Annotated in this window: 24 protein-coding genes; 6 read left to right on the top strand and 18 right to left on the bottom strand. The window is 71.2% G+C overall.

The genetic code is table 11. From position 1 onward, the window contains the following. Positions 1–262: 262 nt before the first annotated feature. The 7 genes from ACTMTI_RS15575 to uraD form a co-directional block, all read right to left on the bottom strand. Positions 263–475, bottom strand: a complete 213-nt coding sequence (locus ACTMTI_RS15575; protein WP_441121024.1) for an EF-hand domain-containing protein — start codon at positions 473–475, stop codon at positions 263–265. 119 nt (positions 476–594) lie between these two features. Continuing rightward, positions 595–1,983 carry an 8-oxoguanine deaminase gene (locus ACTMTI_RS15580; RefSeq protein ID WP_441121026.1) on the bottom strand — a complete coding sequence of 463 codons (1,389 nt, stop codon included), beginning with the start codon at positions 1,981–1,983 and terminating at the stop codon, positions 595–597. Then, positions 1,980–2,453, bottom strand: a complete 474-nt coding sequence (locus ACTMTI_RS15585; protein WP_441121028.1) for a (2Fe-2S)-binding protein — start codon at positions 2,451–2,453, stop codon at positions 1,980–1,982. The genes ACTMTI_RS15580 and ACTMTI_RS15585 overlap by 4 nt, the downstream gene beginning before the upstream one ends. Beyond that, entirely contained in the window at positions 2,453–3,313 is an 861-nt protein-coding gene (locus tag ACTMTI_RS15590; RefSeq protein WP_441121029.1) for an FAD binding domain-containing protein, read from the bottom strand. Before ACTMTI_RS15590 ends, ACTMTI_RS15585 begins: the two co-directional genes overlap by 1 nt. Before the next feature lie 4 nt (positions 3,314–3,317). Continuing rightward, positions 3,318–4,178, bottom strand: a complete 861-nt coding sequence (pucL, locus tag ACTMTI_RS15595) for a factor-independent urate hydroxylase (RefSeq protein WP_441121030.1) — start codon at positions 4,176–4,178, stop codon at positions 3,318–3,320. Then, entirely contained in the window at positions 4,179–4,478 is a 300-nt protein-coding gene (gene uraH / locus ACTMTI_RS15600; protein WP_441121031.1) for a hydroxyisourate hydrolase, read from the bottom strand. Continuing rightward, positions 4,475–4,984: a 2-oxo-4-hydroxy-4-carboxy-5-ureidoimidazoline decarboxylase gene (uraD, locus tag ACTMTI_RS15605; protein WP_441121032.1), complete on the bottom strand. Its 510-nt coding sequence runs from the start codon at positions 4,982–4,984 to the stop codon at positions 4,475–4,477. Before uraD ends, uraH begins: the two co-directional genes overlap by 4 nt. A 182-nt stretch (positions 4,985–5,166) precedes the next feature. Between uraD and ACTMTI_RS15610 the strand changes: the two genes are divergently transcribed. After that, entirely contained in the window at positions 5,167–6,006 is an 840-nt protein-coding gene (locus ACTMTI_RS15610; protein WP_441121033.1) for a deoxyribonuclease IV, read from the top strand. Between the two features lie 355 nt (positions 6,007–6,361). On the opposite strand, the gene ACTMTI_RS15615 is transcribed toward ACTMTI_RS15610, so the two are convergent. The 6 genes from ACTMTI_RS15615 to thiI all read right to left on the bottom strand — a co-directional run bounded on the left by ACTMTI_RS15615 (position 6,362) and on the right by thiI (position 12,269). Beyond that, positions 6,362–7,855 (bottom strand): sodium:solute symporter family transporter, encoded by a 1,494-nt coding sequence (locus tag ACTMTI_RS15615; RefSeq protein ID WP_441121034.1) that lies wholly within the window; start codon positions 7,853–7,855, stop codon positions 6,362–6,364. A 28-nt stretch (positions 7,856–7,883) separates the two neighbouring features. Beyond that, on the bottom strand, positions 7,884–8,174 hold the full coding sequence (locus ACTMTI_RS15620) for a hypothetical protein (RefSeq protein WP_441121035.1): 291 nt from the start codon (positions 8,172–8,174) through the stop codon (positions 7,884–7,886). Positions 8,175–8,226: 52 nt separating this feature from the next. Beyond that, positions 8,227–8,967, bottom strand: coding sequence for a LytR/AlgR family response regulator transcription factor (locus tag ACTMTI_RS15625; RefSeq protein WP_441121036.1), 741 nt, complete (start codon positions 8,965–8,967; stop codon positions 8,227–8,229). Between the two features lie 67 nt (positions 8,968–9,034). Continuing rightward, a complete protein-coding gene (locus ACTMTI_RS15630; protein ID WP_441121038.1) occupies positions 9,035–10,174 on the bottom strand; it encodes a sensor histidine kinase in 1,140 nt (379 codons plus the stop codon). Positions 10,175–10,231: 57 nt separating this feature from the next. After that, a complete protein-coding gene (locus ACTMTI_RS15635; protein ID WP_441121039.1) occupies positions 10,232–10,828 on the bottom strand; it encodes a molybdopterin-dependent oxidoreductase in 597 nt (198 codons plus the stop codon). A gap of 244 nt (positions 10,829–11,072) precedes the next feature. Next, complete coding sequence (thiI, locus tag ACTMTI_RS15640) at positions 11,073–12,269, bottom strand: tRNA uracil 4-sulfurtransferase ThiI (protein ID WP_441121040.1); 1,197 nt, start codon at positions 12,267–12,269, stop codon at positions 11,073–11,075. A gap of 265 nt (positions 12,270–12,534) precedes the next feature. On the opposite strand from thiI, the gene ACTMTI_RS15645 reads away from it, so the two are divergent. Further along, positions 12,535–13,386, top strand: coding sequence for an MHYT domain-containing protein (locus ACTMTI_RS15645; RefSeq protein ID WP_441121041.1), 852 nt, complete (start codon positions 12,535–12,537; stop codon positions 13,384–13,386). A 138-nt stretch (positions 13,387–13,524) separates the two neighbouring features. After that, complete coding sequence (locus ACTMTI_RS15650) at positions 13,525–14,265, top strand: MHYT domain-containing protein (RefSeq protein ID WP_441121042.1); 741 nt, start codon at positions 13,525–13,527, stop codon at positions 14,263–14,265. A 134-nt stretch (positions 14,266–14,399) separates the two neighbouring features. Here the strand turns inward: ACTMTI_RS15650 and ACTMTI_RS15655 are convergent, their stop codons facing one another. After that, positions 14,400–15,425, bottom strand: coding sequence for a 6-phosphofructokinase (locus tag ACTMTI_RS15655; RefSeq protein WP_441121043.1), 1,026 nt, complete (start codon positions 15,423–15,425; stop codon positions 14,400–14,402). A gap of 159 nt (positions 15,426–15,584) precedes the next feature. Between ACTMTI_RS15655 and glpK the strand changes: the two genes are divergently transcribed. After that, positions 15,585–17,054 carry a glycerol kinase GlpK gene (gene glpK / locus ACTMTI_RS15660; RefSeq protein WP_441121044.1) on the top strand — a complete coding sequence of 490 codons (1,470 nt, stop codon included), beginning with the start codon at positions 15,585–15,587 and terminating at the stop codon, positions 17,052–17,054. Between the two features lie 128 nt (positions 17,055–17,182). On the opposite strand, the gene ACTMTI_RS15665 is transcribed toward glpK, so the two are convergent. Further along, on the bottom strand, positions 17,183–18,085 hold the full coding sequence (locus ACTMTI_RS15665) for a lactonase family protein (RefSeq protein ID WP_441121045.1): 903 nt from the start codon (positions 18,083–18,085) through the stop codon (positions 17,183–17,185). A gap of 31 nt (positions 18,086–18,116) precedes the next feature. Between ACTMTI_RS15665 and ACTMTI_RS15670 the strand changes: the two genes are divergently transcribed. Further along, on the top strand, positions 18,117–19,025 hold the full coding sequence (locus ACTMTI_RS15670; protein WP_441121046.1) for a bifunctional helix-turn-helix transcriptional regulator/GNAT family N-acetyltransferase: 909 nt from the start codon (positions 18,117–18,119) through the stop codon (positions 19,023–19,025). On the opposite strand, the gene ACTMTI_RS15675 is transcribed toward ACTMTI_RS15670, so the two are convergent. Further along, complete coding sequence (locus ACTMTI_RS15675; protein WP_441121047.1) at positions 18,994–21,198, bottom strand: MMPL family transporter; 2,205 nt, start codon at positions 21,196–21,198, stop codon at positions 18,994–18,996. The genes ACTMTI_RS15670 and ACTMTI_RS15675 overlap by 32 nt on opposite strands. A 144-nt stretch (positions 21,199–21,342) precedes the next feature. Between ACTMTI_RS15675 and ACTMTI_RS15680 the strand changes: the two genes are divergently transcribed. Next, the gene (locus ACTMTI_RS15680; RefSeq protein WP_441121048.1) at positions 21,343–21,936 is read left to right on the top strand and encodes a TetR/AcrR family transcriptional regulator; all 594 of its coding nucleotides are present in this window, start codon (positions 21,343–21,345) and stop codon (positions 21,934–21,936) included. On the opposite strand, the gene ACTMTI_RS15685 is transcribed toward ACTMTI_RS15680, so the two are convergent. After that, on the bottom strand, positions 21,933–22,955 hold the full coding sequence (locus ACTMTI_RS15685; protein ID WP_441121049.1) for an alkaline phosphatase PhoX: 1,023 nt from the start codon (positions 22,953–22,955) through the stop codon (positions 21,933–21,935). The genes ACTMTI_RS15680 and ACTMTI_RS15685 overlap by 4 nt on opposite strands. 329 nt (positions 22,956–23,284) lie before the next feature. Next, positions 23,285–23,764 carry a Dps family protein gene (locus tag ACTMTI_RS15690; RefSeq protein ID WP_441121050.1) on the bottom strand — a complete coding sequence of 160 codons (480 nt, stop codon included), beginning with the start codon at positions 23,762–23,764 and terminating at the stop codon, positions 23,285–23,287. Between the last annotated feature and the right edge of the window lie 31 nt (positions 23,765–23,795).

Genomic DNA, 23,795 nt, shown 5'->3' on the forward strand with positions numbered 1-23,795 from the left:
TCCTGCCCGGTGCGAGCGGGCAGGAGGGCGTGACTCATCATCACATCCCCGGTTCAACGCCTGCGCAGGTGGTTGAAGACGAGGTTCGGGACGATCACCCTGATGCTGCCGGTGCAGTCAGGGGTGCCTCTAGTGAACGATGCGGCCGCGCGTAAACCTATGCACGTGCCCATCAACCACCGCCTGCTCCACCCGCCGCCAGGTGTGCGATCCTCCAGCTTCGCTCACAGCAGCGGAAAGCATGCTTTTAGAACGAAGGTTGTCAGGACACCGTGCGGATGAACTCCTCCAGCGAGTAACGGCCGTCCTGGTCGGAGTCGGCGGCCTGGCTCATCGCCCCCAGCGCCTCGGCGGGGAGGTCGGGGAAGTGCTTCTTCAGCTCGCTCTCGCTGATGTAGCCGTCGCCGTCGGTGTCGATCGCCGCAAAGGTGTTCTTGAGCTGCGCCAGCCGCTCATCTGGGAGTTCCGCCGCCACGGGGGCCGCCTTTCACGTGCTCATTTCTGGACATGGACACCCTAATGGGCGCGACATCATGAACCCATGACGATGGACGTGGACCCGGTACACGCTCGTGAGCCGCTACGAGCTCCGGCTCACGCCTGGTGAACCTCCTTGGCGGCGCTGATCCCGCGCTTCTCCGCCAGCCGTAGCAGCCGCCGCCCTGCTTCGGCCCCCGCGCGCCCGGCCGCGTCCTGGGAGACGGTCTTGAGCTCGCCGTCCTCGACCACGGTACGGCCGCCGACCAGCACCCGGGCCAGCGGCGGCGGCGGCCCGAAGACCAGCGCGCAGACCGGGTCGGCGACGGCCGCGGTGAAGGGGCCGTCGATCCGCCACAGGGCGATGTCGGCCAGCTTGCCGGCCTCCAGCGAGCCGAGCTCGTCCTCGCGGCCCAGGTTGCGCGCCCCGCCCAGCGTGGCGATCTCGAGCGCCTGCCTGGCGGTGAGTGCGGCGGGGCCGTACCGGGCGCGCTGGAACAGCAGCGCCTGCCGCATCTCCCCGGCCAGCGGGGTGAGCTCGGATGAGGCGCTGCCGTCCACGCCGAGCCCCACGTTCGCGCCGCGGCGCAGCATCTCGGACACGCGGGCGATGCCCGCGCCGAGCCGCCCGTTCGACGAGGGGCAGTGCGCGGCGCCGGTGCCGGCGGCGGCGAGCTTGCCGATGTCGGCGTCGCTCAAATGCACCGCGTGCGCGAACCACACGTCGGGGCCCAGCCAGCCCAGCTTCTCCATGTAGTCCACCGGCCGCAGCCCGAACTGCGCCAGGCAGTGCTCGTCCTCGTCGAGCGTCTCGGCCAGGTGCGTGTGCAGGCGTACGCCCTTGGCCCTGGCCAGGGCGGCGGACTCGGTCATCAGCTCGGCGCTGGACGAGAACGGCGAGCACGGCGCGACGACGACCCGCAGCATCGAGGAGAACGACGGGTCGTGGTAGGCGTCCACGGCCTCGGCCGTGGCGGCCAGGATGTCGTCGAGCTTCTCGACCACGGAGTCCGGCGGCAGCCCGCCGTGCGACTGGCCCCTGTCCATGGAGCCGCGCGCGGGATGGAAGCGGATGCCCACGTCGCGGGCGGCCTGGATGCCGGCCGCGAACAGGTCGCCCCTGCCCTTGGGGAAGATGTAGTGGTGGTCGCTGGAGGTGGTGCAGCCCGACAGCGCCAGCCAGCCCAGCCCGGCTTCGGCCGCGCCTTTGACCACGTCGGCGTCCATGGCGGCCCACACCTGATAGAGCGCCACCAGCCACTCGAACAGCGTCGCGTCCTGCGCGAGCCCTTGCGAGGCCCACTGGTAGAGGTGGTGGTGGGTGTTGACCAGGCCGGGGGTGGCCAGGCATCCGGTCCCGTCGATCCGCGTCGCGCCGGGCGCGTCGGGTGCGGGTCCAGGGCCCAGCTCGGCGATCCGATCCCCCACGATCCTGATATATCCGGACTCGATCTCCGGCCCGGCGACCGGCGCGACGTGCACGTTCTCGATCAGGAGATGGGTCACTCGGCCGCCGCCTTCCGGGCCGCGGCGAGCCGTACCGCGTCCATGATCTTCTCGTATCCCGTGCACCGGCACAGGTTGCCCGCCAGCGCCTCCCTGATCTCGGCGTCCGACGGCCGCGCCACCCGTTCCAGCAGGTCGTGCGCCTGCACCACGAGCCCCGGTGTGCAGAAGCCGCACTGGACGGCCCCGCACTCCACGAACGCCTCCTGCACCGGATCGAGCCGGTCCCCGTCGGCCAGCCCCTCGACGGTACGCACCTGCCGCCCCTCGGCCTGCCCGGCGGCGACCAGGCACGAGCAGACCGGGACCCCATCGAGGTATACCGTGCACGAGCCGCACTCGCCCTGCTCACAGGCGTTCTTGGAGCCGGGCGTGCCCAGGCGTTCGCGCAAGACGTACAGGAGGCTCTCGCCCTCCCAGACGCCGTCCGCGCTCTGCTCGCGACCGTTGACGGTGAACGTGACGCGCATCAGGCGGCCCTCTTTCCCAAGTGATCGTTCCAGGCCCAGGTCAGCGTGCGCCGCGCCAGCACGCTGATGGCGTGCAGCCGGTATTCCGCGGTGCCGCGCACGTCGTCGATCGGCGCGGCGGCGCCCGCGCACAGCTCGCCGAAGCGCTTGAGCAGCAGGGGATCGAGCGGCGCGGTCCAGTCGAGCTCCCCGGCCAGCAGCTCTTCCGCCTCCAGAGCGCGGCGCGGGGTGGGCGCCGCCGAGCCGATCCCCGTGCCGACCCGCCGCTCGCCCGGGTGCAGCGCGACGGCGAACGAGCACACCGCGATCACCATCGCGTTGCGGGTGCCGACTTTCGAGAAGTATTGGGCTCCCGTCGCGGGCTTGACGTGCACGGCCCTGATCAGCTCGTCCGGTCGCAGCGCGCTGTGCTTGACCCCGAGGTAGAACCCGGCGGCGGGAATCATCCTGACTCCCCCGTCGCGCGACTCCACCTCGATCACCGCGTCGGCGGCCAGCAGCGGCGGATGGCTGTCGCCCGCGGGCGAGGCCGCCCCAAGGTTCCCGCCGACGGAGCCGCGGTTGCGGATCTGCGGCGAGCCGACCGTGCGCGCGGCCTGCGCGAGCCCGGGCAGCGGCCCGCCGAGCTCCTCGATGATCGCGGTGTACGGCACCGCGGCCCCGACCCGGCAGACCCCGTCGACCATGGCCCATTCCCGCAGCTCGGCCACCCGGTTGAGGTCGAGCAGCGCCGGCGGCCTGCGCACGTCGAAGTTGATCTCGACCATCACGTCGGTGCCGCCCTGGATGGGCACCGCATCCGGCTGGTCCGCCTTGGCCGCCAGCGCCTCTTCCCACGTCGTGGGCCGCAAGAAATCCATCTGCCTACTCCCAGGCGAATCCGGCGTCGGGTGCTTCCTCGCGCAGCACGCTGCCCTCGATCAGGCCGTAGGGGCGGTCGGCGGCGTAGAAGACCTCGTTGTCGTTGTCCAGTCCGAACGGCGACAGGTCCACGAGGAAGTGGTGCTTGTTCGGCAGCGCGAGCCTGATCTCGCAGATGTCGGCGCAGGCGGTGAGCGCGCGCTCGCCCATGGCGTACAGGGTCTGCTGGAGCGAGAGGCTGTGCGTGTCCGCGAACGCCTCCAGCAGGCCGCGGCGCACCTCCTCGTACGACTTGCCGTAGGAGGAGGTGTCCCCCGCGTGCCGCCACCGGGCGGTGACGGCGGTGGCCAGGACGCGGTCGGTGGTGGGTCGCAGCGTCGTGTACGGATCGACGATGTAGCCGTGGAACTCCGACCCGGTCGAGTTCAGCAGCACGAGGTCCTTGAGCCCGGACACCACGGTGGTGCGGCCGTCGCGGTCATGGTGGACGACGCAGGTGCGTACCTCGCCTGCGGCGCGCACGAACGAGTGCGGCCCGCCGCGGTCCCAGGCGTACTCCTCGATCTCGACCCTGGCGTGGTGGATCGTCGGCTGCGTGGCGACGAAGTGCCGGGCCAGCAGGAGCGCGAACTCCTCGATCTGGCCGACGCCGTGCTCCTTGGCGAACGCGTAGGCGGTGTTCTTCTGCGTGTCGGTCGGCAGGACGGCGGCGTTGTCGCCGGTCAGGTGCGCGGCCTCCATGTCACCGGAGAGCGCGGTGCTGACGTTGATGTCCTTGATGTGGTGGACGGGCCCGTCCCTGACCACGTGGACGAGCCTGGTCTCCGCCTTGCCGTAGCGGTTCGGGCCGAGCTTGACGGACATCTAGCTCCCTCGATAGGTGGCGTACGCATACGGACTGAGCAGGAGCGGCACGTGGTAGTGCTGCGCGGGGTCGGTGACGGTGAAGGTGATGACGACCTCGGGGTAGAACGTCTCCGCCAGGTACGCCCCGGTGTCGAAGACGACCCGGTGCACCCCGGCTCCCGGGTTCCAGCCCTTGATGCGGCCGTCGTCGTCGGTGCGTCCTTCGGCGACGACCTCGCCCTCGTGCTCCAGCCGTACGCGGATTCCGGCGGCCGGGCGGCCGGTGACCGAATCGAGCACGTGCGTGGAGAAACTCACCGCTCCCCCTCCATGAGCTTGACCAGCCGCAGCCGGGTGATCTTCGCCAGTTCCTCCCGCACGACCGCCCGCTCGCTCTCCTCGTCGTTGCCCAGCCGCTCGCGCAGCCTGGCGAGCATCTGGGCCCCGGTGAGCCCGGTGGCGCAGATCAGGTAGACGTGCCCGAAGCGCTCCTCGTAGGCCCGGTTCCCCTCGGCGAGCGCGGCCCGCACCTCGTCCTCTACCCCGGACTGCTCCTGCCGCGACCACGCCGCCTCCCTGCCGCCCCCGCTCGCCCGGTCCCCGATGCGCGGGTGGGCGTCGAGCGCCTCCAGCGCGTCCGCCCACTCCAGTCCCCTGGCGGTCTCCTCGGCGGCCGCGACGAGCCGGTCGAGGGCAGGGAAGGGACGCCGGGCGGCCATGGCCGCGGCGAAGGCTCGGGAGGCGCAGCAGGCGAGCAGCTCCTGCTCGGCTTCGGCGGGCGAACGGGCGTTGAAGGCGTCGAGGGCGGTCAGCGTGTCGGGCATGTCAGAAGTACACACATGCGCTTGGTGCCCGGTCCATCCGCAAGAACTCCGAACTACCGGGCCCGGCGCGCAGAACTTTTCGTGTCATGCTCCAACTTGTACGGCGCCACAGGGGGAAGGCACGAGTCCCCGGCCACGGCCCAGTCGCGGGGCCGGACGGTGCGCCTACACTTGGGGCCATCATGACCCCAACATCCCTGATCGGCGGACACGTGTCCGTGACGGGCGGCCTGGCGACGGGCGGCCTCAAATACATGGCCGAGATCGGCGCCGAGATGATCCAGGTGTTCGTGACCAACCCGCGCGGCTGGGCGCTCACCGAAGGCAAACCCGATGAGGACGCCAAGCTGGCCGAGTCGGGCGTCGACGCCTTCATCCACGTGCCCTATCTGGTCAACTTCGGCTCGCCCAGCCCGGAGACGCTCGCCAACTCGATCGCGATCGTCCGCCACACCCTGCGGCGCGGCGTGGAGACCGGCGCCAAGGGCGTCGTGGTGCACACCGGGTCGGCGGTGACGCAGTCGCGCGACGACGCGCTGCGCCAGTTGCGGGAGAACCTGCTGCCGCTGCTGGACGAGATCCCCGACGGCGGGCCCGATCTGCTGCTGGAGCCGATGGCCGGCCAGGGTGCCATGCTGTGCGCCACCGTCCAGGACCTGGAGCCCTACCTGGCGGCGCTGGAGTGGCATCCGCGGGCCGGCGTGTGCCTCGACACCTGTCACGCCTTCGCCGCCGGTCACGACCTGACCGCCGAGGGCGGGGTCGCGGAGACGTTCGACGCCCTGCACCGGATCGCGCCCGGGCGGCTCAAGCTGATCCACGCCAACGACTCGAAGGACGTGTGCGGGGCCAAGAAGGACCGGCACGAGAACATCGGGGCCGGCTACATCGGCGCCCAGCCGTTCGCCGACCTGATGCGGCATCCGGCGGTGGCGGGCGTCCCGATCTGCATCGAGACTCCGGGCAAGGCGCCCAAGAACGCCGAGGACATCGCCCTGCTGAAGAAGCTGCGCGACAGCTGAGCACCGGATAACGCCCTGAGCGGGGCGCAGCCGTGACAGGGACGCCCGCTCGCGCTATCCGACCGCCCCCCAGTGGCCGGATCGCGGGGCCGGAGGTCACGGCCTCAGCGGGCGCCCCTTCACGGACCGGCGTGGCGGGCCCTACCCCCCGGTCAAGGGCCCGACAGCCGCGGCGACCTGCGCGATCGCCGGTGAAGCCGGCGCATCAGACCTGAAGTGAGCCTTCCGGCTCGTTCCCCCCAATGCGCCGGGGTGGCTTTCCGATGCCGAAACACTACGGTCGCGATCTTGCGGGCGAAACCCTGTTCACCGGTAGCTCGTTGAACGGTCCGTAGTCATCGTTATACGGAGAGTGCTACGACGATGAACGGTCGTCTGGAGTCGACGAGCGGTAGGTTCTGGGGCTCGCGAGGTGCTCGGGCACGTGCATCCTGGCCATCATCGGCCCCACTCCGCGCGGCACCCGACGCGGCGTGACCAGGGACATCACTATCATCGCGGCAAAGGCGAGGGGCACGGCGACCGGTGCGGGGTGGGCGGCGGGCACGCTCATTTTCACGCCCACCTGCTCGCAGATCACCAGCGCCGCCGTCACGCCCCCGCCCAGCGCCAACCCGGCCGCCGCGCCCACGTCCGTCAGCCGCCGCCACCAGGTGCCGAGCACCAGCAGCGGGCAGAACGTCGCGGCGGAGAGGCTGAAGCCGAGCAGCACGAGCGGCACCGAGGCGCCCGGGCCGGTGACCGCCGTCAGAGCGAGGGCGGCCAGCAGGACCGCGCCCACGGTGGCGCGGAAGGAGACCGTGCCGGCCCGCGCCAGGCAGCCCGGCACCGCGCCCCCGACGGCCGCCAGCACTCCGCCCGTGGTGGCCAGGAAGGCCGCGAACGCCCCCGCGGCCAGCAACCCGGTCAGCACCTCGCCCAAAGCCCCAGGAAGCATCCTGGCGGGCAGCAGCAGCACGATCTCGTCAGCCGCGGCGCCGGGCGCGTGCGCGTGCCCCAGAACGCCGTACAGCGGCGGCACGAGGCAGAACGCGGCCAGCATCGCCTGCGCCGCGACGATGGACCTGCGGGCCCCCCGCCCATCCTTGCTGGTGTAGAGGCGGACGCTCACGTGCGGCAGCCCCATGGTGCCCAGCGCACCCGCCAGCAGCACCGCCAGCACCCCGGACAGCGACGGATCGCCGGCCCCCGCCAGCCCGGGCTCGGCGGCCCGGTAGGCGCCCTCGAACGAGACGACCGGCCGCGTGCCGGACATCCCCCAGCAGACCGCCCCGACCCCGAGAAAGACGACCAGCTTCAGCCAGAACTGCGAGGCCTGGACGCTCGTCACGCTCCCCAGCCCGCCCGCGAACGCCACCCCCAGCGCCGCCGCGGCGACGCCCGCCCAGCCCAGCCACGGCGGCAGCCCGGTCAGCAGGCGCACCACGACCCCGGCCGCGTGGAGCTGCGCGACCACGAGCGTCAGCCCGATGACGAGGATCAAGCAGGTGCTGAGGCGGCGCAGCGCGGCCGATCTGAGCCGCCATTCCGCGAAGTCGGCCAGCGTGTACGCGCCGGAGCGGCGCAGCGGTGCCACGACGAGGGCGAGCATGACGACGAAGCCGGCGGCGGCGCCCACCGGATACCACAACATCGGCCCGCCGCGGGTGGCGATGAGCCCGGCGATGCCCAGGCAGGCCGCGGCCGAGGTGAACTCCGAGGTGATCGCGGCGCCGTTCCACCAAGGGGGAACGGCCCAGGCAGCGACGCGGAGGCCGGACCCGCCGCCGCTGCGGCGCGGTCGCGCGGCGCCCACCATGACGCCCAGAACCAGCACGAAGGCGATCCCGGTCAGCACCGCGACGGTCATGTCTACTACCGCCTCAGCCGCAGCATGTTCATCGCTCCAGCCGCTCGGCCCGCCTCAGCTGGAACACCGCCAGACCCACCCAGGCTCCTTGCACGGCCAGCGACAGCGCCACCCAGGCGCCGGGGGCGGGCAGCCACAGGGCGGCCACCGGGGCGCCCACCAGCAGTGCGGCGACGGCGCCCACGGTCAGCAGCGCCTGCCGTAACTGCCGCCCCACGATCGCGGGCACGTCCGGCGCTCCTTCGCCGGGCCCGTGCCGGTCCCGGGCGCGCCCCAGCGCGACGGGTCTGCGTGACACGACCACCCGGCGCTCGGTCACCGACCCCCTCCTCCGGGCGAGCCCGTACGGGGGCGGCGATCGAGGGCCGGGGTCACGAGATCACGCCTCGGTGCTGGCGTACGAGCTGCTCGCGCACCTGGCGGCTGTGCCGCCTGCTGACCTGCAGCGTCTCGGTGCCGACGGTGAGCGTCACCCGCCCGCCCTCGAAGCGCAGCTCGCTGACGTGCCGCGCCGAGACCAGCGTGCTGCGGTGGATGCGCAGGAAGCCGGCCTCGGACCAGCGCCGCTCCAGCGCCGCCAGCGACATGCGCACCAGGTAGCTGCCGTCCACGGTGTGCAGGCGCACGTAGTCGCCCTTGGCCTCGGCGTACCAGACCGCCTGCTGCGGCACGAACCTGGTGCGCCCGCCGAGCTCGACCGGGATCACCTCGTCCTGCCCCGGCTCGGGGGCGGGGGCGGTGGCGGCCTCCAGCCTGCGTACGGCCTCGGACAGGCGCTCGGCCCTGACCGGCTTGAGCAGATAGTCGACCGCCTCCAGCTCGAACGCCTGCACCGCGCACTCCTCGTGCGCCGTGACGAACACCAGCCTGGGTGGGCTGGGGAAGCCGCCGACCAGCCTGGCGAGGTCGAGCCCGTCGAGCCCGGGCATCCGGATGTCCAGGAACACCCCGTCGAGCCGCTCGCCTCCGCCGATCATCTGCACCATGTCCTGCAGCGCCGTGACGCCGTCGGCCGCGGTCGTGACGTGCTCGATCCTGTCGTCCTGGCGCAGCAGATAGGCGAGCTCCTCCAGAGCAGGCACCTCGTCGTCGACTGCCAGAACTCTCAGCATGCTCACCACGCTGCCGTTAGAAAGCGAAAGGTCACAAGCAGCTCGCTAGCATAGCGTAAAGAGCTGACTACAATGAGCTAAGCTGCGTCTTGGGCACCCGCAACCGCACCTTGGTCCCCGCGCCCAGCGCCGTCTCCACGACGAGCCCGTAGCCGTCGCCGTAGATCTGGCGCATCCGCAGGTCCACGTTGGCCAGCCCGATGCCGCTGCCCTCGCGGGCCGGGTCCTCGTCCAGCAGCCGCCGGGCGCACTCGGGGTCCATGCCGGCGCCGTCGTCCTCGACCGTGATGTGCGCCTCTGGGCCGGCGTCGCAGACCACGACCCGCACCTCACCGGCGCCGCCGCGGTCCCGCATGCCGTGCTTGATGGCGTTCTCGACCAGCGGCTGCAGGCACAGGAACGGCACCGGCACCGGCAGCACCTCCGGCGCCACCTGCATGCTGAAGCGCAGCTTGTCGCCGAAGCGGGCGCGCTCCAGCAGCAGGTAGCGGTCGACGCAGGTCAGCTCGTCGGCCAGGGTGGTGAAGTCGTGCGCCCTGCGCAGCGCGTACCGGGCGAAGTCGGCGAAGTCGAGGAGGAGCTCGCGGGCGCGTTTGGGGTTCGTACGGACGAACGAGGCGATCGTCGTGAGCGCGTTGTAGACGAAGTGCGGCGAGATCTGGGCCTGCAGCGCCCACATCTCGGCCTGGAGCGCGCGCTGCCGGGCGGCGTCGAGGCCGGCCAGTTCGAGCTGTCCGGACACCCAGCGGCCGACCTCGGTCATGGTGCGCACGAGCGCGGCGCTGATCTCGTGGTCGAAAGCCGCCAGCGTCCCCACGACCGTGCCGTCCACGGTCAGCGGCACCACGACGGCCCCGTGCGGCTCGGCCGCGAACACCTGCGCCCGCCCTCCGGACAGCGCGGCGCGGGCGTAGCCGAGCACGTCGTCGGCGCACGGCCCGTCCCAGGCCAGCACGGTCTCGGTGGAGGTGATGGCGACGGCGTGGGTGCCGAGCAGCGCGCGCAGATGGCGTACGGCCTTGCGCGCGGAGTCGCGGTCGAGCCCCGCGCGCAGGGCCGGGGCCGCCATCCCGGCGATGTGCAGCGTGGTGAACGTCGCCTCGCGCGTGCCCTCAGGCAGCGCCTCGCGGCGCCACCCGGCCCGGGCGACGGCGTAGCCGGCGAGGAAGGCCAGGCAGGACAGCGCCACGCACGCGGTGGTCAGCATGCGGGCCACCGTAGCCAAGTACGCTCCGCGTCCGGGCGGAAACAGCGCGTGAACCGTTCATGGGGGTCCCTCGCCGGGGTCCTCCTGGTAGGAGTAGCGCTGCTCGCGCCAGGGGTCGGCGATGTTGTGGTAGCCGCGCTCCTCCCAGAAGCCTCTGCGGTCTTCGAGGAGGTATTCGATGCCGCGCACCCATTTGACGCTCTTCCACGCGTACAGGTGCGGGACCACGATCCGCAGCGGGTGGCCGCGGTCGGGGCTCAGCGGCTTCTCGTCCAGCTCCATGGCGAACAGCGTGTCGGGCGCCGCGAAGTCGGACATCCGCAGGTTGGCGCTGTAGCCGTATTCGGCCCAGATCATCACGTGGCGCACGCCGGCGTCGGGCGGGGCGGCCTTCATGATCGTCTCCGGGGAGACGCCGCGCCATTCGTTGGCCATGAGCGAGAACTTCGTGACGCAGTGGAAGTCGGCGATGCGCGTCGTGCGGGGCAGCTGCTCGAACTCCTCCCAGGAGAACTGGTGCTCCTCCCCCGACGCGGTGGCGCCGAAGACGCGGAAGTCCCAGCTCTCCGGCTTGAACTGCGGCACCCTGCCGTAGTGGATCACGGGTCGGCCGCGCGGGACGTACTGGCCTGGAGGCAGGCGCGACTCCTCCACGATCACTCCCCTCACCGGTCTCGCGTCTTGGGCCATCCTGCCATCGGCCCGCGGTCGCCTCGCGGCCGGGTGTCATGCGCGCAGGACCCGGGGCCTTCGTGCGTTTCCGGACGAAGGAGAAGTTGACCTGGTGATCGTGATGGGCCCCGGAGGCCACTTCCGGCATGGGCGGTGCCCATCGGCTCCGGCACTGTGACGTTGATCGCGGGGCCGTGCGCGCCGACGGGGGCGGCCGCGAGACCGCCTAGAGCGTGTATTCCTGGATCGAGTCGGCGAGCTGGACGCACAGCTCCTCGGCGTCGAGGCGCTTCTCGATCTGCTTGAGGTCCTCGATCTTGGCCCGGGTCTCGGCGCGCTTGGGCGCCAGCAGGGTGCAGCAGTCCTCGTCGGGCAGCTCCGAGATCTCCAGCGTGCCGATGCGCCGCGCCTCGGCCATGATCTCGGTCTTGTCCCAGCCCACCAGCGGCCGCAGGATCGGCATGTCCACCGCGTTGTCCTGGGCGGTGATGTTGGTCAGGGTCTGCGAGGAGACCTGCCCGAGCGCGTCGCCGGTGATCAGGGCGGCGGCGCGGATGCGGTGGGCGACCTCCTCGGCCGTCTTGAGCATGAGCCGCCGCTGGGCGATCACGGCCAGCCGGTCCTGGCCGGAGGTGCGGATCGACTGCTGCGCCTTGCCGAACGGCACCACCCACAGCCGCGACTTGCCCTGGAACCTGTCGAGCTTCTTGACCAGCGCGTACGCCTTGTAGATCGACTCCGACGTGGTGAACGGGATGCCGGAGAAGTGCAGGAAGTCGACGTGCAGGCCGCGCCGCATCATGCGGTAAGCCGCCACCGGCGAGTCGATGCCGCCCGACATGAGCACCAGGGCCCGGCCGCTGCTGCCGACCGGCAGGCCGCCCTGACCCGGGATGCCGCCGGTGAAGACGAACACCTCGTCCCTGTCGACCTCGATGAACACGGTCAGCTCCGGGTTCTTCAGATCGACGGGCAGGCCGTACTCGTCGTTGATCGCGCCGCCCACGAGCCGGTCGAGCTCGTTGGAGCGCAGCGGGAAGCGCTTGTCGCGGCGGCGCGAGCGGACGGCGAAACGCGCGCCGCGCTTGGCCTCCGCGCTCTCGCCGACCAGCTCCAGGCCGGCCTTGAGCACGGCGTCGGGGTCCTTGGCGACCCGCCAGGCCCGGTGGATCCACACCAGCCCCGGCACGTCGGCGACCCGCTGGGCCACGGCGTCGGCCTGTTCGGCGGTCGCGCCGCCGGGCAGGAAGATCGCGATGACGCCGTGCCTCTTGCGCACGTCGACCTGGATGTCGAGGCTCTGGAGCGCGTCGCGGATGTTGGCGATCAGGCGGCGCTCGAACAGCTCGCGGTTCTTGCCCTTGAGGACGATCTCGCCCAGCTTGAGCAGAACGCACGGCTCGCCCAGGGCCGACATCGTCATGGTGGAACCTCCGGGAAGACGGGGAAGCGGCACGCCTAGATGGCAACGCCGCGCGCCATCGAGTTTAGTCCGCCCGCCGTCCCCCACGGCGCCCTCGCGCAGCCCGCCCGCCCCGGCCCTCCGACCGCCCCCTCGCCCCGCACGTCCATGAGGCCCTCTCATGTTTCCGACTCGCGAGTTGACCGATAGTTGGGGTATCCATGTCGAAAGGGACACGCCAGATGGCACAATCCGGTAACCCCCAATTTCAAGGAAGCTTCCCTCTATGACCTCCGCTGTGAATCACTTCACCCATGGGCTGCTCACGCCGGTGCTCGCCTACGTGATGTCGTGCATGGGCTCGATGCTCGGCTTGCGGCTGACCGCCCAGGCCCACGCCTCCCGTGGCGGCACCCGGGCGCGCTGGCTGCTCGGCGCGGCCGTGTCCATCGGCGGTACGGGCATCTGGGTCATGCACTTCATCGCCATGATGGGCTTCGACGTAGAGGGCACCCAGATCAAGTACGACGTGCCGCTCACGGCGGCCTCGGCGGTGGTGGCGATCGTCGTCGTGGGCACCGGCCTGTTCCTGGTCTCCTACGGCCGCGGCCGGCTCCCCGCGCTCCTCGGCGGCGGCCTCCTCACGGGACTCGGCGTGGCCTCCATGCACTACTTGGGCATGTACGCGATGAACATGTCCGCCCACGTCTCCTACGACCGCGTCGTCGTGGCCACCTCCGTGGGCATCGCCGTCGTCGCCGCGACGGTGGCGCTCTGGTTCACGCTCCGTGTCAAGAAGCCCATCTGGATCACCGCCGCCGCGCTCGTCATGGGTGTGGCGGTCGCCGGCATGCACTACACCGGCATGTTCGCGATGCACGTCACGGTCGACCCCGAGCCCGGCGTGGTGGCGGGGGCCGACGCGCTGGACTTCCTCGTGCCGCTCATGACCGTGATCAGCCTGATCACGCTGACCATGCTGCTCATGGTGATCCTGTCGCCGTCGGAAGAGGAACTGCACGAGGACGCGGAACTCGTGGCCAAACTCGAATTGCGCCGGCGTACCGCTCAGCAGCAACAATTCACTTATCCCGCGCCAATGCCGCGCCAGCGGCAGATGCAGGCTCGCCGAAGGTAGTTGCGCGAACGGCGACGCACTGTCCATACTCCCTTATCGGTGCGTAGGGGGATGGTGGGGGAAATGTCGCCGATTGACCATTTTTCTTTTGGGCTTTTAACGCCCGTACTTGCATATGTCATGTCCAGCGTGGGGTCCATGCTGGGCCTCCTGCTGACCTCCAGGGCCCGCTTGGCCGGCGGGCGGGAGGGCAGATTCTGGCTGATCGGCGCGGCGTTCGCGATCGGCGGCACGGGCATCTGGACGATGCACTTCATCGCCATGCTGGGCTTCTCGGTGAGCGGCACGATCATCCGCTACGACGTGCCTCTCACGGCCGTCTCCGCGCTCATCGCGGTCGTCGTCGTGGGAATGGGGCTGTTCCTGGCCTCCTACGGCGGCGAGCGCCTGGCGTTCCTGCTCGGAGGCGGCGTCCTGACCGGGTGCGGGGTCGCGAGCATGCACTATCTCGGCATGTCCGCGATGAACATGTCCGGCCACGTCAGTTACGATCCCGTGATCGTCTCGCTCTCCGTCCTGATCGCGATCGCGGCGGCGACGGTGGCGCTGTGGTTCACGCTGCGGGTCAAGGGTGCGTTCAAGATCGGCGGCGCGGCGCTGCTCATGGGCGTGGCGGTCACCGGCATGCACTACACGGGGATGGCCTCGATGTCGGTGCAGACGCACACCCACATGGTCCCGCCATCCGGCGCCAAGGCCATCGACTTCCTGCTGCCGCTGATCGTCGGCATCAGCGTGATCACCATGGGGCTGCTGCTCACCGTCGTGCTCTCGCCGTCGGAGAAGGAGTTGCGCAGAGAGGCCGAGTTCAGGCAGCGGCTGCGGGAGCGCGACGAGGGCGCGCCAGAAGTGGATCTCTTCGGCACGCCCCGGCACTGAGCTATGGCGAAGGTACGGCTTGCGCCGCGTAGTGGGCCGCCAACTCGCTGCGGCGCAAGCCGTACCTTTGAGGGGGTTGTAGCGGTAACCCCGCTGACTCAAAGGTACGGACGCCGCTTGCAACCCACTTTCAACTAACCGAAGAACACCTCGGCCTCGGAGTAGCGCTCCACCGGCACGGTCTTCAGCTCGGCCGTGGCCTCGTCGAGGCCGACGCGGACGATGTCGGTGCCGCGCAGCGCGACCATCTTGCCGTAGTCGCCCTCATGGGCCGCGTCGATGGCCTGCAGGCCGAACCTGGTGGCCAGCACCCGGTCATAGGCGGTCGGGGTGCCGCCGCGCTGGATGTGGCCGAGCACCGTGGTGCGCGCCTCCTTGCCGGTGCGCTTCTCGATCTCCTTGGCCAGCATCTCGCCGATGCCGCCGAGCCGGACGTGGCCGAAGGCGTCGAGCTCGCCCGCCTGCAGCTCCATCTGGCCCTCGATCGGATGCGCGCCCTCGGCGACCACGATGATCGGCGAGTAGCGGGTGCGGAAGCGGGACTCGACGTATTCGCAGACCCGGTCGATGTCGAAGGGCTTCTCCGGGATGAGGATGACGTTGGCGCCGCCCGCCATGCCCGCGTGCAGCGCGATCCAGCCGGCGTGACGCCCCATGACCTCGCAGATGAGGGCCCGGTGGTGCGACTCGGCGGTGGTGTGGAGGCGGTCGATGGCCTCCATCGCGATGTTGACGGCGGTGTCGAAGCCGAAGGTGTAGTCGGTGCCCGACAGGTCGTTGTCGATGGTCTTGGGGACGCCCACGACGTTGACGCCGCGGTCGTAGAGCTGCTTGGCGACGCCGAGGGTGTCCTCGCCGCCGATGGCGATCAGCGCGTCCACGCCGGTGGCCGCGAGGTTGTCCTTGATGCGGTCGACCCCGCCCTCGATCTTCATCGGGTTCGTGCGGGAGGAGCCGAGTATGGTGCCGCCGCGCGGCAGGATGCCGCGCACGGCCTGGATGTCGAGCGGCATCGTGTCGCCTTCGAGGGGGCCGCGCCAGCCATCGCGGAAGCCGACGAACTCGTGGCCGTAGACGCTCACCCCCTTACGGACCGCTGCCCTGATGACGGCGTTGAGACCGGGGCAGTCGCCGCCTCCGGTGAGCACTCCAATACGCATGGCGGGTTCCTCCACGATGGGGTTCACGAGCCTGAACCCTCAGTGTTAAGACCTCAGTATTCAGATTCGCATTCTGCCCGTCACGGCGGGCAGTGGTCTAGACCAAACGCCAGACTCCGTGTCCTAAACCCGTTCTACCAGGGAAATGAGGGGAATTTCGTGAGTGTGTTGGCCATCGACGCCGGGACGACCGGGGTCACGGCTCTCGTCGTTACAGAAACCGGGCAGATCATTGCGAAGGGTTATGGGGAGTTCGCGCAGCATTTCCCCGAGCCCGGCTGGGTCGAACACAATCCCGAGGACATCTGGCAGGCCACGCTGTCCGCCTGCGCCGCGGCGCTGCGCGGGGCCGGCGCCACGCCGTCCTGCGTGGGCATCACCAACCAGCGCGAGACCGCGGTGCTGTGGGACCGGCGCACGCTGGCCGCGCCGCGCAGGGCCATCGTCTGGCAGGACCGCCGCACCGCGGGGATCTGCGAGCGGCTGCGTGCGGCCGGGCACGAGCCACGCGTCGCGGAGCTGACCGGCCTGCGCCTGGACCCGTACTTCACCGCGACCAAGCTGACGTGGCTGGCCGAGCACGACCCGGGTACGTGGGCGGGCGTCGAGTCCGGAAACGTGGCCGTGGGGACGGTGGACGCCTACCTCATCGCCAGGCTCACCGCGGGCGCGCGCCACGTGACCGACCCGTCCAACGCCTCGCGCACCCTGCTGTACGGCCTGCACTCCGGCTCCTGGGAACCGGAGCTGTGCGAACTGTTCGGCGTGCCGGAGGAGGCGTTGCCGGAGATCGTGCCCAACTACGGGCCTTTGGGCACCACTGACCCGGCGGCGTTCCTGGGGCTGGAGCTGCCGATCAGCGGCGTGGCGGGCGACCAGCAGGCGGCGCTGTTCGGGCAGACGTGCTTCGACGTGGGCGACGTGAAGTGCACCTACGGCACGGGCTCCTTCGTGCTGACCAACACCGGCGGCGAGATCGCGCGGTCCGGCTCCGGGCTGCTGACCACGGTGGCCTGGCAGGAGCCCTCAGGCGCGCGGACGTTCGCGCTGGAGGGGTCGATCTTCGTGACCGGCGCGGCCGTGCAGTGGCTGCGCGACGGGCTGGGGCTGATCGGCACGGCGCCGGAGTCGGAGGCCGTGGCGCGTACCGTGCCCGACAGCGGGGGCGTGGTCTTCGTACCCGCGTTGACGGGGCTGGGGGCGCCGTACTGGGATCCGCAGGCGCGTGGGCTGATCACCGGCATCACGCGTGGCACGACGCGGGCGCACCTGGTCAGGGCCACGCTGGAGGCGATCGCGTTCGAGGTGCGGGACGTGGTCGAGGCGATGACCGGGGGCTCGCCTCCGGTGCTCAAGGCCGACGGCGGGGCCAGCGCGAACGACCTGCTCATGCAGGTCCAGGCCGACCAGCTCGGCACGGCCGTGGAGCGGCCGGTGATCCAGGAGACGACGGCGCTGGGGGCGGCGTTCCTGGCGGGGCTGGGTTCGGGGGTGTGGGGGTCGCGAGCCGAACTGCGCAAGACCTGGCATCTGGAGCGGCGCTTCGAGCCGGGCGAACGGGATGACGCGGCCTACGAGCGCTGGCGGGCGGCCGTGGCACTGGCGTCCCGGCCCACGCCGGCGCCGTGACGCCCGGCGAGCCCGGCACGCGCCCGGGGCCGTGACGCCCGGCGAGCCCGGCGAGCGCCGACGGCCAGGACCGTGGTGGCGCTCGGGGCGTCGGCACCGAGCGCCTGCCGCGCTGCCTCCACGGCCGCTCACATGATCAGCACGCAGGCCGGGCTCTCCACCCCGTACACCTCGCCGGTGGGCTCGGGGACGCCGTCCACCAGCGCGAAGACGGCCACGCCCGCGGACTCCTGGTCGGCCACGTACAGGCGGTCGCCGTCGATGGCGAAGTGCCGGGGCCAGGCGCCGCCGGACGGCACCTCGGCGACCGGCGACAGGTCGTCGGCCAGCAGCACCGTGATCGTGTCGGGGCCGCGGTTGGCCACATAGACGAACTCGCCCTCGAGCTGCAGGTGGGACGGGTAGTTGAGGCCTTCCCGGCGGGAGGCGGGGACGGTCGTGCGCCGCTCGCCGTCGATGAGGGTGACGGCGCCGTCGAGCTCGCCCGCCACGTACAGGCGTGAGCCGGAGAAGGCGAAGTGGCGCGGGCCCGTGCCGGGGGGCAGCCTGATGGGCTCCAGCGGCGTGCCGTCGTAGCGGTAACGGCGGATCTCGTCGGTGCCGAGGTCGGAGACGTGCAGGATGTCGTCGTGGAAGACGACCTGGTGGGCGTGGGGGCCCTCCTGGCGCTCGCGGTTCGGCCCCGAGCCCTGGTGGCGCAGCACGATCGGCTCGCCCTCGAACGCGCCGCGGGCGTCGAGCCGCTGGAGGATCGCCGTGCCGTCGCCGTAGTTGGCCACCGCGAGCAGGGTCCCGGCAGGGTCCACGGCCACGTGGCAGGGGAGGCTGCCCTCGCTCGGCCGCTCGTCCAGCGGCGCGAGCCCGTCTCGCGTGTCGAAGGCGGTGAGCCAGCCGCGTTCGAGCTCGCCCACCGCGTAGAGCACTGGCAGTGCGGGGTGCGCGGCCAGGAACGACGGCGCCGCGACCCGGGTGAGGTCACCGCCGATGGTGACGATGCCGGGGCCGTATCCCCCGATACGCAGGGACTTCACAGTGGCGATCCTCTCATGGTTGACTATGGCAATGAGTTCGTTGACAGAAGCAAAGGTTGCTGAGGTCAGAGCCTTCAACCGGTTCTATACGAAGGTCATCGGCGTCCTCCAGGCGGGGATGCTGGACTCGCCGTACTCGCTGACCGAGGTGCGGGTGCTGTTCGAGCTGGCGCACGCCGGGCGGATGGAGACCGGCGAGCTGCGCACCCTGCTCGACCTGGACGCGGGTTACCTCAGCAGGGTCCTGGCCCGCTTCGAGAGCGACGGGCTGGTCGGACGCGAGCGTTCCGCCTCCGACGGGCGCAAACAGCTCGTACGCCTCACGCCCGCCGGCGAGCGCACCTTCGCCGGCCTCGACAGGCGCTCGGCCGAGGAGATCGAGCGGCTGCTGTCCGCCCTGCCGGACGAGGGTCAGGAGCGGCTGGTCGCGAGCATGGCGGCGATCAGGAGGCTGCTCGGCGCGGAGCCCCGGCGGCAGCACCTGATCAGGCCACCGCGCACCGGCGACCTCGGCTGGGTCGTCTACCGGCACGGCGCGCTCTACAGCCAGGAGTACGGGTGGGGCACCGACTTCGAGCGGACCGTCGCCAAGATCGTCGGCGACCTCGACTTCACCAAGGACGCCGGATGGATCGCCGAGGTCGATGGGGAGCGCGCCGGGTGCGTGTTCTACGTGCGCCAGGACGACACGACCGCCAAGTTGCGGATGCTGCTGGTCGAGCCGGCCGCGCGCGGGCTCGGCATCGGGCGGCGGCTGGTCGAGGAGTGCCTGCGGCACGCCAAAGCGGACGGCTGCACGCGGATCACGCTGTGGACGCGCGGCTGCCTGGTGAGCGCGCGGCGCATCTACCAGGCAGCCGGGTTCGAGCTGGTGTCCGAGGAGAAGGGGACGGAGAACGGGATCGAGCTCACCGAGCAGTGGTGGTCGCGCGATCTCTGATGGCGGCCTTCGCGTTCCGGCGGCCGGCGGGCCACCAGTTGAGCGGGCCCGCCAGGCGCATCAAGCTCGGCACCAGCACCGCTCTGATCACCGTCGCGTCCACCAGCACGGCCACCGCCATGCCGACGCCCAGCATCTGCACGAACGTCACCCGCGCGGTGGCGTACGCGGCGAACGTGAGCGCCAGGATGCCGCCCGCCGCCGTGATCAGCGGCGCGCCCCGCTGCAGCCCGGCGGCAACGGCCTGCTCGGTGTCGCCGGTCCTGTCGTACTCCTCCCTGATGCGCGACAGCAGGAACACCTCGTAGTCCATCGACAGGCCGTAGGCCACGCAGAGCATGAGGATCGGGATGCTCGGGTCGAGCGTGCCGGTCGGGGTGAAGCCGAGCAGGCCGGACAGGTTGCCGTCCTGGAAGATCCAGACGATGGCGCCGAACATGACGCCGAGGCTGAGGACGTTCAGCAGGGTCGCCTTGAGGGGGATGATCAGGCTCCTGGTCATGAGGAACAGGACCAGGAACGTCACCCCCAGCATGAGCGCGAGCACCAGCGGCAGCCGGTCCACCACGGAGGCGCGGTAGTCGGCCAGCTCGGCCGGGTAGCCGCCGACCAGGACCTCGAAGGGCGGCTCGACGGAGCGTACGGACTCCACGAGCCGTACCGGGTCGTCCGCCAGCGCCGCGGCGGACGGGACCACCGACAGCCAGGCGCCCTGCCCCTGGAACCTGGCCGGATCGGCGTCGCCGACCCGCTGCCCGCCCGCGAACGAGCCGGCCGCCGAATCGACCTGGGCGACGCCGGCCAGCCTGGACAGACTGGCGGCGTACGGCGCGACGTCGGCCCGCACCGGATCCTTCGAGATCAGCTGGATGGCGTCGGTCTCCTCGGCGGGGAACGACTGGCGGATGACCTCCTGGGTCTGCCGCGAGGACGCCTCCGGGGGCAGGATGCGGTCGTCGGTCACGCCGAAGCGCAGGCCCAGGAACGGCGAGGCGAGCGCCAGCAGCAGCGCGGCGGCCAGTCCGCCGGACACCAACGGCCGGCGCATCACGCCGGTGGCCAGCGCGTGCCAGAAACCCGCCGCGCGCTCGGGCCGCACCCGCTTGGGCAGCATCGTGCCGCCGATCGAGGCGAGCACGGCAGGCAGCACCAGCACCGCCGCGACCAGGCCGCCGGCGACGACGGCGATGCCCGCGTACGCGAAGGAACGCAGGAAGCCGAACGGCAGCACGAACAGCACGGCGAGGGACGTGGCCACGGTCAGGCCGCTGAACAGCACGGTCCGGCCCGCGTGCTCCACCGCCCCGGCGACGGCCGCCGCCCGGTCCTTGCCTGCCTGCGTCTCCTCGCGGAAGCGCTGGATCACGAACAGGCAGTAGTCGATGCCGAGGCCGAGCCCCATGGCGAGAGTGAGATTCAGGGCGAACGTCGAAATTTCAGCGAATATCAGGACGCCGCTCAGCAGCGCCAGCCCGATCACCATCGCGAACACCCCGGCCAGGATCGGCACCAGGGCCGCCATGGCGCGCCGCTGGTAGAGCCAGAGCAGCACGAACGCCAGCGGGAAGATGACCAGTTCGGCCCGCACGAAGTCCTGCCTGGCCAGCGGCACGGTCTCCCGGAAGACCTCCTCCCCTCCCCCGGCCCGCACCTGGAGCAGGTCCGTGCCCTTGGTGATCTCGGGGACCAGCCTGGGCAGCACCCGTGCCCGTACGTGGCCGGCGTCCCCCGGGATGCGCACCACGATCAGGGCGTGCCTGGCGTCCTGGCTGCGCAGCGTGGCGGGCTTGCCGCGGGTCCAGTAGGAGCCGGCCTCGGCGACGCCGTCCGCGCGGCCGACGCGCGCGGTCAGCTCCCTGCCCGCGGCCTCGACCGCCGGATCGTCCACCGTGCCGCGCCTCGCGGTCACCAGGAAGATCATGTCGGGGCTTCCCGTGCCGAACCGCTCGACCAGCTCGGCCTGCGCCCGGTCGGACTCCGAGCCCGGCGCCTCGAACCTGGCCAGCGACAACCGCGGCACCGCGCCCGCCGCGAGCGTCGCGGCGACGATCAGCACGAGCAGGGTCAGCGTGAGGACGAGCCGGCGGCGGCGTACCAGGAGGTGGCCGAGCCTGCGCAGCGGCGGCTCCGCCGTGGCCGTGGGGCGGGGCCGGGCGCGGATGTTCACGGCCACAGGGCCACCGCCGGGGCGAGGCTGCAGCCCGTCGCGAACACGGTTGTCATGAATGCTCCCCGATCAATACTCGGTAAACTACTCGTGTTTGGCTTCCTATCCAGAAATACAAGTAAATGCTCGCATTTGTCAACGAGGAGACCCATGGCTGAACGCACGGTCCGCCGGCAGGCGCGCGGCCTGAAGCGCATGGGCGAGATCCTCGACGCCGCCGAGTCGGTGATCGCCGAGGTGGGCTACCCGGACATGACGACGAACCAGGTCGCCGCCCGGGCGGGGATGTCGCCGGGGTCGCTGTACCAGTTCTTCCGCAACAAGGAGGAGATCCTGGACGGGCTGGTGTCCCGCTACACCGACGACCGCCAGGAGTTCTGGGCCGCCCGGCTGGCCGCGGTCACGCCGGACCTCCCCCTGGAGAAGCTGGTCGGGCAGCTCGTGGACGAGAGCGTGCGGTTCAAGAGCGAATCGCCGGCGTACTGGTCGCTGTTGTACGGCTCGGCCACCGGCGATCAGCTGGCCGCGGCCGCCCAGCGGCTGCACGAGGACATCGCCCGGCACCTCGCGGCCATGCTGCGCCGCCGCTCCCCCGAGTTGTCGGAGGAGCGGGCGCTGCTGGCGGGCACCATGGCGCTGGCCACGGTGAAGGCGGTCCTGCCGATGATCACCACGGCGTCACCGGAGCGCCGCGCCGAGCTGGTGAACGAGCTCAAGGTCATGCTCGTGCGCTATCTGAGCTAGGCGCGGAAGGGCCCGGTCACCTCGAACGTGTGGCCTTCCGTACGGCCGCGCCTGGCCGAGAAGTAGAGCCGGTCACCCCGGGGCGAGAACGCCAGCCCGGTCAGCTCGGCCCCGGCGTACCCCTCCAGCCGGAGGAACGGCGTGACCGCCCGGTCGGGCGCGATGACGTCGATCTCCGTCGTCTCCCTGGCCACGTAGAGGTCGCCGGAGGGCGCGGCGGTGATGGCGCGCACGCCCTCGCACAGCCGGTCGAGCGTCGAAGTCTGCGCGTCGTACGCCCACAGGCCGGTGTCGCCCTTGGTGGTGAAGTAGCACACCCCGCCCGCGTAGTGGCAGGCGTCGCCGCCGTCGAAGCGGCGGGCGTCCTCGACCTGGTGGCGGGTGGCCTGGAGCAGACCGGCCGGGGAGGGCACCACGCGCCAGCGGCCGGAGGCGCACAGGACCTCGAGCGTGCCTTCGGTCAGGTCACCCCAGTCGTCCGGCCTGAACCGGTAGAAGCACCCGTCCGGCTCGTCCTCGGTCATGTAGATCGCGTGGCGCTCGGGGTCGCAGGCGGCGGCCTCGTGCTTGAAGCGCCCCATGGCCAGGCGCGGCCGGGCGGCGCGGGCGCCGTAGGGGTCGCATTCGAAGACCCGGCCGCGGTCGCCGAGCTCGCACGACAGCCAGCTGTGCCACGGCGTGGCGCCGCCCGCGCAGTTGAGATCGGTGCCCGACAGGATGCGGTAGGCGTCGCCGATGCTCCCGTCGGCGCGAAAGCGCAGCGCCGAGGCGCCGCCGAGCAGCGGCAGCTCGGAGTTGGACACGTAGATCCAGCCGTCGCCGTCGGGGAAGCAGGCGCCGCCGTCGGGGGCGGCGTGCCACGTCAGCCCGGCCACCTTCTGGCCGGACCTGGCCACCACCTGGCCGGTGAAGCCCGGGGGCAGCGCGAGGCCGTCGGGGCCCGGCAGGCCGAGCGGCCCGTACGGGCTGGTGCCGCCCCGCAAGAGCGGGCCCGTGCGGAGGAGAGTCTTGTGGGACATCGTGGGGCCTCCCTCTAGGTGCCACGCTAGTCGACCGCACCGACATGAATGGCAGGGACTCGCGACATCAAACTCTGCGCAAACCCCGTGTCCCGCCTTCCGCGGCCCGCCCGTCGCCGCCGCGCCGGCGGCGACGTCCACGTCGGCGAACACGGGCATCGCCGCCACGATCAGGTCGCGCAGGCGGCGTGCCGGGCGGCGCCGGTGCCGGGCCTGGACACGGGCACGCCGAGGAGTAGAGAGGGAGACGGGCTCACGTGCCGCTTGCGGCGCGAAAGCCCGCGGGCCCGGGTACCGCCGCCTGGGTACCCGGGCCCGCCGTGCTCGCATCAGCGCTGGCGCTCGGTCATGGCCTGGAACATCCAGTGCTGCTTGTCGACGTCCTGCGCCACGGCGATGAGCAGGTCCTGGGTGACCGGGTCGGGCTCGTCCGTGGTCCGGACGCGCTCGTGCATCCGCCTGCTGATGCCGTCCAGGACGTCGGTGATCGTCGCCACCACCTTGCCGTCCTCCAGCCAGCCGCTCTCGAGTTGCTGGAGCCTGCTGGACCTCGCGATCGTGGCGGCGCGCCCGTCCGGGTTCGCCCCGATGGCGACGGCGCGCTCCGCGATCGTGTCCATGTGCCTCCTGGCCAGCTCCGTGACCTCGTCGAGCTGGAGGTGAACCGAGCGGAAATGGGAGCCGATGAGGTTCCAGTGGGCCTGCTTGGCGACCAGCGAGAGGTCGATCAGATCGACCAACGCGCCCTGCAGGGCCTCCGCGACGGTGTTCTTGGCGTCTCCCGAAAGCGGGCCGGTGATCGTGGCCATGTCGGGTTTCCTCCCCCGTTCCGTCATATTT

The sequence above is a fragment of the Nonomuraea sp. H19 genome (genome assembly GCF_052068215.1).
In the GTDB taxonomy this organism is placed as follows: Bacteria; Actinomycetota; Actinomycetes; order Streptosporangiales; family Streptosporangiaceae; genus Nonomuraea.